Origin of the sequence: Erysipelothrix enhydrae (assembly GCF_035066605.1) — a bacterium.
Lineage (GTDB): Bacteria > Bacillota_I > Bacilli_A > Erysipelotrichales > Erysipelotrichaceae > Erysipelothrix > Erysipelothrix amsterdamensis.
In genome coordinates, this window is the sequence record NZ_CP125807.1 from 1313008 (window position 1) to 1326656 (window position 13649).

At 37.8% G+C, this 13649-nt stretch carries 12 protein-coding genes and 1 other RNA gene; 11 read left to right on the forward strand and 2 right to left on the reverse strand.

Annotation, left to right across the window (positions count from 1 at the left end):
* Positions 1-19 precede the first annotated feature (19 nt).
* Positions 20-2392 (forward strand): sortase-dependent adhesin RspB, encoded by a 2373-nt coding sequence (gene rspB, locus LLS04_RS06475; RefSeq protein WP_323610898.1) that lies wholly within the window; start codon positions 20-22, stop codon positions 2390-2392.
* Positions 2393-2459: 67 nt separating this feature from the next.
* On the opposite strand, the gene LLS04_RS06480 is transcribed toward rspB, so the two are convergent.
* Complete coding sequence (locus LLS04_RS06480; protein ID WP_323610899.1) at positions 2460-4145, reverse strand: proline--tRNA ligase; 1686 nt, start codon at positions 4143-4145, stop codon at positions 2460-2462.
* Between the two features lie 63 nt (positions 4146-4208).
* Between LLS04_RS06480 and ssrS the strand changes: the two genes are divergently transcribed.
* The 8 genes from ssrS (at position 4209) to recD2 (ending at position 10947) form a co-directional block, all read left to right on the forward strand.
* A non-coding RNA gene (gene ssrS / locus LLS04_RS06485) (6S RNA) lies at positions 4209-4361 on the forward strand.
* A 77-nt stretch (positions 4362-4438) separates the two neighbouring features.
* Entirely contained in the window at positions 4439-4663 is a 225-nt protein-coding gene (locus LLS04_RS06490) for a YneF family protein (protein WP_003773297.1), read from the forward strand.
* Positions 4664-4703: 40 nt separating this feature from the next.
* Positions 4704-5420 carry a biosynthetic peptidoglycan transglycosylase gene (locus LLS04_RS06495; RefSeq protein ID WP_323610900.1) on the forward strand — a complete coding sequence of 239 codons (717 nt, stop codon included), beginning with the start codon at positions 4704-4706 and terminating at the stop codon, positions 5418-5420.
* Between the two features lies 1 nt (position 5421).
* Positions 5422-6417, forward strand: a complete 996-nt coding sequence (gene trpS, locus LLS04_RS06500) for a tryptophan--tRNA ligase (protein ID WP_323610901.1) — start codon at positions 5422-5424, stop codon at positions 6415-6417.
* A 113-nt stretch (positions 6418-6530) separates the two neighbouring features.
* On the forward strand, positions 6531-6968 hold the full coding sequence (spx, locus tag LLS04_RS06505) for a transcriptional regulator Spx (RefSeq protein WP_003773302.1): 438 nt from the start codon (positions 6531-6533) through the stop codon (positions 6966-6968).
* The gene (gene mnmA / locus LLS04_RS06510; RefSeq protein ID WP_254006308.1) at positions 6965-8083 is read left to right on the forward strand and encodes a tRNA 2-thiouridine(34) synthase MnmA; all 1119 of its coding nucleotides are present in this window, start codon (positions 6965-6967) and stop codon (positions 8081-8083) included. The genes spx and mnmA overlap by 4 nt, the downstream gene beginning before the upstream one ends.
* Positions 8067-8795, forward strand: a complete 729-nt coding sequence (locus tag LLS04_RS06515; RefSeq protein ID WP_323610903.1) for a CPBP family intramembrane glutamic endopeptidase — start codon at positions 8067-8069, stop codon at positions 8793-8795. Before mnmA ends, LLS04_RS06515 begins: the two co-directional genes overlap by 17 nt.
* 13 nt (positions 8796-8808) lie before the next feature.
* Positions 8809-10947 (forward strand): SF1B family DNA helicase RecD2, encoded by a 2139-nt coding sequence (gene recD2, locus LLS04_RS06520; RefSeq protein ID WP_323610904.1) that lies wholly within the window; start codon positions 8809-8811, stop codon positions 10945-10947.
* 157 nt (positions 10948-11104) lie between these two features.
* Here recD2 and mscL read toward each other — a convergent pair whose 3' ends face one another.
* Positions 11105-11512, reverse strand: coding sequence for a large-conductance mechanosensitive channel protein MscL (gene mscL / locus LLS04_RS06525; protein ID WP_323610905.1), 408 nt, complete (start codon positions 11510-11512; stop codon positions 11105-11107).
* A 96-nt stretch (positions 11513-11608) separates the two neighbouring features.
* Between mscL and pepD the strand changes: the two genes are divergently transcribed.
* The gene (gene pepD / locus LLS04_RS06530; protein ID WP_323610906.1) at positions 11609-13039 is read left to right on the forward strand and encodes a beta-Ala-His dipeptidase; all 1431 of its coding nucleotides are present in this window, start codon (positions 11609-11611) and stop codon (positions 13037-13039) included.
* Between the two features lie 111 nt (positions 13040-13150).
* On the forward strand, positions 13151-13624 hold the full coding sequence (locus LLS04_RS06535) for a PTS sugar transporter subunit IIA (protein ID WP_323610909.1): 474 nt from the start codon (positions 13151-13153) through the stop codon (positions 13622-13624).
* Positions 13625-13649: the final 25 nt, after the last annotated feature.

Here is a 13649-nt window from a genome sequence, read left to right on the forward strand (position 1 = left end):
CACAAGCAAAGGAGAGAATATGAAAAACATGAAGCAAAAGTTGATTCTAAGGTCACTTATAGCCTTAGTTCTAATCGTTTCGGGTATTACCACAAACGTGAATGCATCAAGCAGTCCTAAAGATTATACAAACGAAGCGATCTTTACCCAATTCGACGTTAATCCTAAAGGATTAATAAACAATCCAAGTCAACCGATCGAATTTAGCTTGGCGTTTAATGACATGAACAACGGTCAAAAAGTTAAATTTAAACCTGGAGACTTCTTTGACTTAACATTACCAAGTAATGATGAAGTAAGTTTACGTTCACTTCGTGCTATCGGTTCAAAAATGCCGGTACTTGCTAAGGATAAAAACGGAAAAGAAATTACTCTTGGTGAGTTAACCTTTAATGGAAGTCACATCCATTTTGAATTTATGGAAGACGTACTTCAACTTGAAAACGTTACAGGTACGATTAATCTAAAATCAGTATACGATAATGCATATCGTGGTGAAGATGATAAAATTGCGGAACTTCCTACCAATCTAGGATTGGGTTCATTGGATAAGCAAATGATTACAATCTCACAACCTGGAACCCCTACAGGTGTTGAACCAAGTCCAATCTTTTACTGGAAAACAGGAACATTCTCAACAGAAGTTCATGGCGATATGAACTGGTGGTTAAACATCAACAGTCCTAAAGAAGCAGTACAATCTGATGTTAAGGTAATCGATACAATTGGTGAAGGTCATAAACTGGTTGATGGATCGATTATGGTTGATGTTGAAGCGAATGGAGAACTCAAACATATTAGTGCTGAAGCATTTAATAAGGAATACGGAACAATTACTGTAGAAGGTCAAGTCTTAACAGTCATGATTCCAAAAGAAAAAGCAGCAAAGACAACATTTACAGTTACTTATGATACGCGTGCTTTTGATAAGAAACTTGAAAATTATAAAAACTCGTCAACAATTGAATATAAAGATGAATCCGGAAATCTTGTGACGGATACACCCAAACATTATACCGATACATCCGTTGTGAATATGTTTGATGATGCAACAATCGGTGGAGAAATGAAGGATAAAGGTGTATTCCGCGTGCAAAAATTTATTAAAGATACAGATGAAGTGCTTGAAGGCGTTACCTTTGAGATTACAGATAAAGATGGAAAGAAAATTGAAGGAATCACAAATGAAGATGGTATCTTTGATTTCAATCTTGAACCAGGTAGTTATACCTTAAAAGAAATCAAAACACGTGATGGTTTTGAGTTAGATACAACAGAATATCAAATTGAAATGACTGAAAAATCACAGTCGAAGTCTATCTACAATGATTATCAACGAATTGATGTTGTTGCGACAAAGAAATGGGTGGGTGGTTCATCACCACGTCCAACGGTAACTTTTGATTTATACCGAAGTGCAAACGGCGTTACAGAACGTGTTGACGGTGCAACTATGGAATTGGTTGATGGTCAAACAACTGTTGATTTTGGAAAACAATTAAAATTTGACAAAGAAGGCAATGAATATACATATTCCGTTAAGGAAGCAACAGATTTAGAGAACTATATCAAACTTGAAAATGGACTTGAAGTAACCAATACCTATAACCTACGTGACGTAGCTGTAAACAAAGTATGGGTTGGTGGACCTGCGGTTCACCCAACCATCCAAATTCAACTTTATGCAAATGATATTGCACTTGAAAATCATCTTGAAACATTAACATCAGGTACTGATGTGGTAACATTTAAGAATTTACCAATCCTTGATGAAGCAGGAAAAGAAATTGTTTATTCTGCAAAAGAAGTTAATGTTCCTGAAGGATATGAAATGGAACAAACCGATGCACTCACAATTACAAATCACTTTATCGTTGAGAAAATTGATGTTACTGCACATAAAATCTGGGACGGTGGTCCAAGTGTTAAACCTACGATTACATTTGGTTTAGTACGTGATGGTATTGAAATGGGCATTACGGTAGATTTAGTAAATGGTGAAGAAACAGCAGTGTTTGAAGACTTACCTAAAACGCATCCAAATGGTAAAGACTATGTTTATACCATTAAAGAATTGGACGTACCTAAAGGTTATGTTGCGGTTTATAGTGAAGACGGATTAACCGTGACAAACTACTATGACGAACCTGTTATTGTAGATCCACATGAACCAAAAGAACCAACTAAACCTACAAAACCTGTAGAGCCTACAAAACCCGTAGAACCTACAAAACCTGTAGAACCAACAAAACCTGAAGTCTTAGGTGTTCGTAAAGAACAATTACCACAAACAGGAGTAAGTGCAAACAATGTCTTGCTTTATGGTAGTTTATTATTAATCTCAGGAATCGGGATGTTTGTATTAAAACATCATCGTGAGGAAAAAGAGTAGAAGCTTCGGCTTCTTCTTTTTTTAGAGACATAAAAAAAACTGGATGATTAATTCCAGTTTTTGTGTTTTACATATAAGACTTGAGGACATTTAGGATGTCTTCACGTTTAATTTTTTGTTCATCACCTGTTTTACGTTCTTTAAGTTCGACTTCACCGTGTTCCACATCACGACCTACCGTAATTCTTAATGGAACACCAATGAGATCCATATCGTTAAACTTAATACCAGGACGTTGTTTACGATCATCAAGAATCACTTCAAGTCCAGCTTGGCTTAATTCTTGATAGAGATCATCTGCAAAGGCCATGTGTTCTTCGTTTTTATTATTGATAACAACGATTGCTACTTGGAATGGTGCAAGATTCATTGGCCACACAATACCATTTTCATCATTGTTTTGTTCAACAACAGCGGCTAGAGTACGACCCAATCCAATTCCATAAGATCCCATATATACATCTTGAAGTTTATTGTTTTGATCTAAGTATTCAAGACCCATAGCTTTTGAGTATTTTGTACCCAGTTTAAAGGTATTTCCAACTTCAATCCCTTTGGAGAATGTAAGTACACCTTTACCATCTGGGTTTGGATCGCCTTCTTTAACATTTGATACGTCAATAATGTGTGTTGCCTCAAAATCAGAATGATTCACATTAATGAAGTGGTGGTCATTTTCATTTGCACCAACTGTGAAATTTCGTAATCCTTCAATCATCTTATCAACAACAACATCAATTTCAAGACCTACAGGTCCTGCAAATCCAACAGAAGCACCCGTATGTTTTTGAACGTGTTCAAAGTCTGCGAGTTCAACTTCAGTTGCTTTGTATAATTTCGCAAGTTTTGTTTCGTTTACATCGCGATCACCAAGTACACAAACTGCAACATATCGATCATCCAAGCGATAAATTAATGTTTTAACAAATTTTTGAACCGGTTGTTTTAAAAACTCAGCAACTTCTTCAATCGTACGTGCATTTGGTGTGTAGACTTTTTCTTTACTTAAGAATGGTTCATCAGATTGAATACGATTTACGTTTTCCGCAACTTCAAGGTTACTTGAATATCCAGTTTCTTCGCCAAGAACTAAGATGTCTTCACCGATATCAGTAACAGCTTGAAACTCTTCAGAGAGCAATCCACCCATAATACCTGTATCTGCACGAACAATACGATAATCCAACCCAACACGATCAAAGATGCGTTTGTATGCTTCAAACATTGCGTCATAGGACTTATCTGCAGATTCAAGATCAGCATCAAAGGTATAGGAATCCTTCATCACAAACTCACGAACACGAATTAAACCAAAACGAGGACGTGCTTCATCTCTAAATTTCGTTTGAAATTGATAAAGGCTAAATGGCATATCTTTATACGAACGAATTTTCATTTGTGCTGCTTGCGCAAACAACTCTTCATGCGTAGGACCTAAAACAAATGGTTTTTTAAAACGGTCATCCAATTGGAACATGCTGGTACCAATAATATCACGACGTCCTGAGGCTACATAAACATCTTCAGGAATCAAGGTAGGCATGGTCATTTCCTGTGCATCGATGGCATTCATCTCTTCACGGATAATATTTTCGATTTTATTTTTAACTTTTAAACCGAGTGGCATATACATATATACCCCGGAAGAACTTTTTTTAATATACCCAGCTCGAACGAGTAGGTTACCACTGGTAGAATCTTCATCACGAACATCTTCCCTAATGGTATAAAAGAAACTTTTACTTAATTTCATACATTCACCTCGTAATTTTCTCATATAGTATATCACGAAACCATGAATTGTGTGTTATAATAGTGGTGCCCAAAGGGAAATATATTTCCGACACTTTGATATAAGGGAATCTGGATGTTTATGCGTGGTGTGAAAGCTAATTTATTAGAATCCTAAACACATGACAGGATACCCACCTGTTAACACAGGGAATAATATCAACCCTTTGGGTTTTTATTTTGAATGATTAAATCGGTCCTTGTGTTTATCAAGGAATCGTTATAAAATATAGATAGATATAGGATGGTGAGAGTATGTTAACACTAATAAGTACAACAGGTTTATCAATTGTTTATTTTCTTTTAGGAGGAGCAGTTGGAGCTTTAATTGCTTTCTTTGTTACTAAGAAAATTTTTGAAAAACAATTAAAAGAAAACCCACCAATTAACGAAAAAATGATTCGCGCGATGTACATGCAAATGGGACGTAAACCGTCCGAAGCACAAATTCGTCAAATCATGAAGTCGATGGGACAATAAAAAACACAGGCGACTGTGTTTTTTATTACGATGTGTGAATATGAGAAAATTGATACGAAAGCTTGTATTAATGATTGTGACCGTTGCCTTGGTGGTTGCGGGGGTCATCATATTTTTCGGATACAAAGAGTATCAATTGGTAATTCAGAAAAAACCAATTGATACGGTTTTAGTCGAATTAAAAAAAGATGAAGCATATACAACAATCGATGAAATTCCAGACATTGCTTTGAAAGCCATGGTGGCAACGGAAGATACCCGTTTGTTTAGCCGGAAATCGGTGATGGATGTACGTGCGGTTTTACGTGCGATTGTTCATAATATTCAAAGTCGTAAACTTGTGGAAGGGGGATCAACCATTCCACAACAAGTTTCCAAAAACATATATTTTGATCACGATGCCTCTTTTGTGCGGAAAGTATCAGAATATTTTGTAACGCGTGACTTGCTTTTAACGTATACAAAAGAAGAAATCTTGGAGATGTATCTTAATATAATCTATTACGGTGATGGTTATACTGGGATTTATCATGCTAGCATGGGGTACTTTGACGTTCTTCCCACAGAACTGAATGAAGGCCAGGCGACCCTTTTAATGGGCTTGCCACAATCACCGTCGTATTACGCCTTAAGTTCAAATTTCAAGGCGGCTAAAGCACGGCAACGTCATGTATTAAATCGTTTGGTCGATGCCCAAGAAATTACAGCAGAACGTGCCGAAGAAATCTATTTAATGGATGTTTATGGAGGACAATGAAATGAAAAAAAGAATGATTAGTGGTATTAAACCAACAGGACAATTAACATTAGGAAACTATATTGGCGCGTTAAAGCCATTTGTATCTTCCCAAGATGAATACGATTTGAGTGTGTTTATTGCGAATCTACACTGCGTTACCATGCCTATTGATCCAAAAGAACTCGAGACAAATTTAAGAGATGCCTTAGCGTTTTATCTTGCATGTGGTCTTGATCCACAAAAAACGGATATCTTTCTTCAAAGTGATGTTCCTGAGATTGCGCAACTTGGTTTCTTATTATCGTGTGTTACCCCAATGGGTGAATTAAACCGACAAACTCAGTATAAAGATAAAAAAGACAGTGGTGTTTCCTTAAGTGCCGGATTTTATACGTATCCTACCTTAATGTCAGCCGATATTTTAATTCACGGTGCAGAACTTGTGCCTGTTGGTGAAGATCAAAAACAACACGTTGAATTAGCACGTGATACAGCCGAACGCTTTAATAATCGATTTGGGGAAACGTTTAAAATTCCAGAACCGGTCATTGCGAAGGTTGGAAAACGCATTATGTCCTTACAAGATCCAAGCAAGAAAATGAGTAAATCCGATCGCGAAGGGGACAAAGGTGTCATTTATTTAAAAGAAGACACTAAAAAAGCACGTAAGAAAATTATGGCTGCAGTGACCGATAGTATTGGTGTTGTGCAATATGATCCAGAACACCAACCAGGGGTTGCGAACCTGTTGACCATCTACGCGTCACTCAAAGAAATCAGTATTGATGATGCCGTAAAAGAGTTTGAAGGCCAACAATATGGAAGCTTTAAAAAGGCAGTCGCAGACCTTGTTTGCGCTGAATTAGAGGCGATTCAAGCACGTTATCACGAGTGTATAGAGTCCAATACACTCAATGATGTTTTAGCGGAAGGTGCATCCCGTGTTCGTCCTCAAGCCCAAGCGACACTGCATGATGTGCAATCGAAATTCGGTCTTGATTGGAAACGCGATTAACATTACTTAACATAATTATTAAAAAGATTCATGAATTATGACCTAGAATTATTTTCTAGGTCTTTCAAAATATACATATAAAATGTATAATTGATTAAAAGGGAGGTTTGCACATGATTGTTCTTTATTCATCTCCTGGTTGTGCGTCGTGTCGAAAAGTTCGACAATGGCTTAAAGATCGGAATTTAAAATTTATTGAAAAAAACATATTTACATCGGTTCTTAGCGAAAAAGAAATTAAACATTTACTTATGCGAAGTGAAAACGGTACGGAAGATATTATCTCTAAACGTTCGAAAGTGATGCAAGAATCACAACTTGATTTAGAGGAATTATCGATGAGTGAATTAATTACATTTATTCAACGACATCCATCTGTTTTAAAACGTCCAATCATTATGAATGATAAATCATTCTTAGTGGGGTATGATGAAGAAGAAATCGATGCATTTCTACCGCCGGAATTACGTTCGGCAAACAGACATTCGTGTGATCCAACCTGTCCAAAGTATGGGTCATGCAGCATGGCAATGAAAGATGATGAAAAATGAAAGTATTAGTAGGTTTATCTGGAGGCGTCGATAGCGCAGTCGCGGCTCATATATTAAAATCGCAAGGACATGATGTTACTTGCGCTTTTATGCGTAACTGGGATTCTTTTGCGAATAATGATATTCTGGGAAACCCAACCATTAAAGATGATATGTGTTCACAAGAAGTGGACTATGATGATGCGAAACGTGTTGCTGACCATTTAGGTTTAGAATTACTTCGCGTGGATTACGTTAAAGAATATTGGGATCATGTGTTCTCATTTTTCTTAGCAGAAACTGAACGCGGGAATACTCCGAATCCGGATATTTTATGTAATCGTTTTGTGAAGTTTGATGCATTCTATGATTTTATGGATGCGAATGGTTTTGAAGCACTTGCGACCGGTCATTATGCCATTACACGTGATGGGAAAATGTATCGTGCCGTCGATCAAAATAAAGATCAAACGTATTTCTTAAGTCGTGTTCGTCCTGAAGTGTTACCACGGGTATTATTCCCATTAGGTTCTTTAACCAAAGACGAGGTTCGTCGTATCGCTTTAGAATTAGATTTACCGGTAGCAACCAAAAAAGATTCTACAGGTATTTGTTTTATTGGTGAACGCCAATATCGTGATTTCCTCAAAAACTATCTTAAGGATGTGGAAGGGGATATTATTGATGTGGATACACAAAAAGTGCTCGGAAAACATCAAGGTGTTATGTTCTATACAATAGGTCAACGTCATGGTTTAGATATCAGTACCGCTGTAGGCCCATGGTTTGTGGTGGGGAAAGACCTATCAACAAACCGTATCTATGTTGGAAAAGGGGCAGACCATCCAATGCTCTTTGCAGGTGCTGCCGAGATTGCGGAAATGAACTGGTTTGCGGATGAAAAAGTGGATCTTGAATGTACCGCAAAATTTAGATATCGTCAAAAAGATATAAAAGTGCGTATAGCTTGGGTCGATGAGACGCGACTCCGTGTTGAAATGATTGATGACGTGAAGTCGGTTACACTGGGTCAAGAAGCGGTATTCTACCTTGGTGAAGCTTGTCTTGGTGGTGGTCGCATTGACCGTGTTTTTGATACAAATGGAAATGAAGTAACGTATGATTCGAAATTATGATCTCGATCAGGGGCAATTTGAGTTTACACCCTTACAAGTAGTTCTTGTGATTGTAAATTATTTTTATGGATATCAATACCTTTACCCACGTTTAGGTGCTTGGGTTAGTGGTACACAAGGGGTTGTTACTCCGCGTGTAGCGATGTTTATTTACCTATTTACACTGATATCAATGGTCGCAATCGTTTATAAGCAATTGCGAGCAAGTTTTTATTTTTTTAGACGCAATATGCGCACAAACATTCTTCCCGTATTTAGGATAACAGGCCTTATGCTTTTATTTAATATTGCACTGGGCTTGTTGGTTCAACTAATATTAGGAAGTGGTGCGGTTAGTGCAAACCAAGATGCGGTTAATGAAGGTTTACGTAGTTTTCCGTTTTTAAATATGTTTGCTACGATTGTATTTGCGCCCATTGTGGAAGAGATTGTCTTTCGTGGGGCGTTATACCAATCTCTACGTTCTGAAAAATCATATTATTCGAGTATTGCGATTTCCTGTCTGCTTTTTGGGTTAATCCATATCTTACCCAGCATGATGACAACGGGAGATTTAACGCAACTGATTTACTTGATTCCTTATTCAGGTATGGCAATTTTTATGATTATGGCATTTGAGGTAACCGGTTCAATATGGGGAGCAATTTTTGTCCATATGTTGAATAATGCCTTCGCCACATTAATTGTAATTCTACCAATGTTTTTAGGTTAGATTTGAGGTCAAGATGATGGAACAAACGATTAAAGGATCTGTCGAAACATGTATATTTAAAAATGAACAATCTGGATATGGTATTTTCCGGATTGTTCTTTTCAATAGCAATCAAAAACCGATGACCATTAAGGGTCCTTTGGCGACATTAGAACTGGATTCGTTTTATGAGTTTACAGGGGATTACGTCGAAGATCCACGTTATGGAATGCAGTTTGACGTTATTGCTTTTAAACAAATGCTTCCCCAACACCGTGATTTCATTATTCGTTTTTTAAGTGGTCCCAATTTTCCTGGTATTGGCCAAAAAACGGCAACCGCAGTTGTGGATACCTATGGCGAAGATGTATTAGATCAAATTCGTGAAGATGAGTCCTTTAAACTTGAGGTTAAGGGCATCACGGCAGCGAAAGCGGAAATGATTGTTTCGGTGATTCGCAAACAAGATGCGCAAGAAGATTCGGTATCGTTTTTGCTTGCTCATGGACTTGGAAATAAGCAAATTATTAAAATAACCAAAGAATATGGTGATAATGCGATTTCAGTGATTCGTGAAAATCCTTATCGACTTGTTTATGATGTCGATGGTATTGGATTTAAAACGGCCGATAAAGTCGCAATGTCGCTTGGCTATGCGCTGGATGATCCCTTGCGTGTTGAGGCACTGGTCCTTGACCGTTATAAAACAATTTGTTTTGGGGCTGGTGACAGTTTTATAAACAAAGACATATTGTTTGATGGGGTACGAATGGGCGATGCAGAGCGTGTTGAATCGGCATATCAAGCTTTGGTTCAAAGCGGTGAATTAATTGAAGATGGTGACCGTCTTTACCACCGTACACAATATGATAGTGAAGTTTATGTTACCGAAACCCTTAAGGATTTTAAATACTCAGGTTATGATTTTGATTTGGATGATTTGGAATCTAAAATTGCATCGATTGAATCACAGTTACGCATTGAATTTGATGATACCCAACGTGAAGCCATTGAGTCCTTTTTACGTGAAGATGTCATGATTTTAACCGGTGGGCCGGGAACGGGGAAAAGTACCTTGCTTTCAGGTGTGGTCACATTACTCCAAGCAAATTGTCCCTGGTTACATATTACCTTGTGTGCGCCGACTGGACGTGCCGCAAAACGCTTGGAAGAATTAACCAACGTCCAAGCCGCTACGATTCACTCTGTACTTAAATGGGATTTGGAATCCAATAAGTTTGGTATGCATGAAGAAAACCCATTAGAAACCGATATTTTAATTATCGATGAGTTTTCAATGGTGGATACATGGCTTCTTGCTCATATCTTAAAAGCATCGGAAAAGGTAAAAAAACTGCTGTTTGTGGGTGATAAAGATCAGCTTCCATCGGTTAGCAGTGGTTTTGTGTTAGGCGATTTAATTGCATCAAAAGTATTTAAAACAATTTCCTTAGAACGAAACTACCGTCAAGAGGCTGGATCTGAAGTTATTGACTTAGCCGTTAATATGAATCAAGGTCTTTTGGATGTTTCAAATTATCATCGTGATGTTCGTTTCTTTGATAGCCGTTATGGCAGTGTCAAAGATATTGTTTTAAAGGTTGTGGATGAAGCCATGCAACGTGGTTATGATTTAAGCGATATTCAAGTCTTAGCACCCATGTACTCGGGACCGGCTGGGATTGATAATTTAAATCACTTCCTACAAAAAATGTGTAATCCTGAGAGTCCTCAAAAAGCACAAATCATGTATGGGACACGTATTTTTAGGGAAGGGGATAAAATCCTTCAACTTAAAAATCAACCGGACGATTTTGTATTTAATGGGGATATTGGGATGCTTGTGGAAGTTGAAGCCAAACGTTTGGTCGTTGATTTTGACGGAAACTTCGTCGAATATGAACCCTCTTCCTATATAAACATTACCCATGCTTATGCGATGAGTGTTCATAAAGCACAAGGATCGGAATATCCCATTGTGATTCTTGTAGCGGTGCGGGATTTTTACCGCATGTTATCACGTCGTCTTTACTATACCGGAGCAACGCGATCTTCGAAATCACTAGTCTTAGTGGGTGAATTGGAAGCCTTTAATACTGCGGTTGAAAATCACCATGAAGCCAAACGCAATACATACTTAACCGAACGCTTGCAAGAAGCATTTGAAAAGTAAGAAAAATTTGATATAATAGACGTGTCTGAGACGTGATGAATCTTAGACATGGTGGATTTAGTTTGGGAGACAAAATCTATTATGGTAGCTATAATACTACTATAAGAAAAATAACACCGCTTATAATAGGTGTTATTTTTTTATGCTTTTTCAGCGACTATTTATTTTTCTTAAGTTCTTCTAAGATGTTTTCAAGCAAGACAACTTCATCTGATTTTGGTGCGGGTGCTTCTTCCACAACTTCAGGTGCTTTTTTAAATTTATTCATAGCGCGGATGACCATGAAGATACATAAAGCAATAACAATAAAGTCGATTGTTGCTTGTAGGAAGTTTCCGTAACTCATGACAACGGCAGGTGTTTCACCGACTGCAGGTTTAATAACCCATTTCAAGTCCTCAAAGTTTGCGGCTCCGGTTAATAAACTAATAAGTGGTGTAAAGATATCTGCTACCAGTGACGTTACGATTTTCCCAAACGCACCCCCGATAACAACCCCAACTGCCATGTCAATCACATTCCCTTGCATTGCGAATTCTTTGAATTCTGTGATAAATTTTTTCATACTGCTCCTCCTTATTAATAATATAATTGATTTATGTGATATTTCAAAGGAATGTGATATGATTTATACGACAAATAACAAGAAAGAAGGTCTTTTATGAGTGAATCAGTTGTAATGAAATATTTTAGAGAAATCAGTGCGATTCCTCGTGCTTCGTTTAATGAAGAAGCAATCAGTAATCACTTAGTTGATTTTGCGAAAGGATTAGGTTTAAACTACATCCAAGATGAATTATGGAATGTGATTATCTTTAAGCCGGCAACTCAAGGTTATGAAAATGCACCAACTGTAATGCTTCAATCCCATACAGATATGGTTGCGGAAAAAAACAAAGACAGTGATCATGATTTCGATGTGGATCCAATCGAACTGATTATTAAAGATGGGATGCTTTATGCTAATAATACAACGCTGGGTGCTGATGATGGTGCCGGGGTTGCGTATATGATGGCAGTTTTAGCGGACTCAGAAATGGGACATCCTGCGCTTGAATGTGTCTTTACGGTTCAAGAAGAAACGGGATTAACGGGTGCGACTGAACTGGATACATCAATGCTTAAGTCAGAATTATGCATTGGTTTGGATGGATCGGGTGAAGTTGAAACGTATGTATCCTCATGTGGGGGTGTGCGTGCACGTCTTGCTAAGGCAGTACAATTTGAAGAGATTGATTCGGATACAATTACCGTATCAATTCGTGGTCTTTTAGGTGGTCACTCAGGTGGTGAAATTGATCAAGAGCGTGGGAATGCTTCCAAGATTGCAGGAATCATTATGCGTCGTGCACTCGATCAATTTGATTTCCGTGTGGTAGCAGCTGAGGGTGGTTTAAAAATGAACGCGATTACGCGTGAACATGATTTCACCTTAGCCATGAAAGATATTGAAGGATTTAAAGCATGGTTTAAAGAAATGGAAGCAGGCTTTAAAGAACAATATGAATTCAGTGACGCGGGTTTAAACTTTACCTTAACAGAAGGTCATACAACGCGTGCTTTATGTGAAGCAGACACACGTCGTGTTGTGGATGCACTCTTTATGCTTCCTTACGGTGTAATTCAAATGAGTAAAGCAATTGAAGGCTTGGTCATCACGTCTTCAAATATTGGAACGGTTCGTTTAGACGAAAAAGAACTTGAAATCACCATGTCAATTCGTGCAACGCAAGCGTTTGTCTTGGATACGGTAATGCGTCAAGTTGAGTGGATTGCAGCACAAAATGATCTTGAGACAGAGTTTACGTCACGTTACCCTGGATGGAACTATGATGCGAAGTCAAAATTACGCGAGCGTACAATGAGTGTTTATAAAGAACTTCGTGGTCAAGACATGGAAACCGAAGCAACACATGGTGGAATGGAACTTGGAATTTGGAAGGGTAAAATGCCCCATATCGATATCGTAAGTTTTGGTCCAATTATGTTTGATATTCATACACCGGATGAACGTTTGGATATTGCGTCATTTGACCGTACCTACGAATTCTTAGTGGCATTACTTGAATCACTTCACGATTTCAAGGCTTAGTCGCCATATCCGAAATCGTTTACGAAATTTATGCGTAAATTTCAAACACTTAGCAATTTTATTTTTAAAATAATATGATAAAATTAGAGTAACCGATTGGAGGACGATATTATGTTTGGTTTGTTTAAAAAAAATAAAGAATCATACCGTTCATTTGGTACCGGTACCGTCTTAGCCCTTAAGGATGTTCCAGATCAAGTGTTCTCAACCAAAATGATGGGGGATGGCTATGCCCTTGAACTTACTGAGGGTAAGGTCTATGCACCCATCAGTGGTGATGTAACTTTGGTCTTTCCTACAGGTCATGCCTTTGGCATTACGGATGCAAGTGGTGTGGAGATGTTAATTCATTTAGGAATTGATACGGTGGAACTTAATGGTAAAGGATTTAATGGTGTTGTGAAGCAAGGGGATAAGGTTACCCAAGGTGATCTGTTAACCACTGTGGATCTTGATTATATCCGTGAAAACGGAAAATCTTTAATGAGTCCTTTTATTCTAACTTCAGGTCAATCCATTACGCTTCTTAAAGAAGGGGAATCGGTAACACCCGAGTCTGAAGACATTTTCTCAATTAATGCTTAAAAGACATCTTCATGATGTCTTTTTT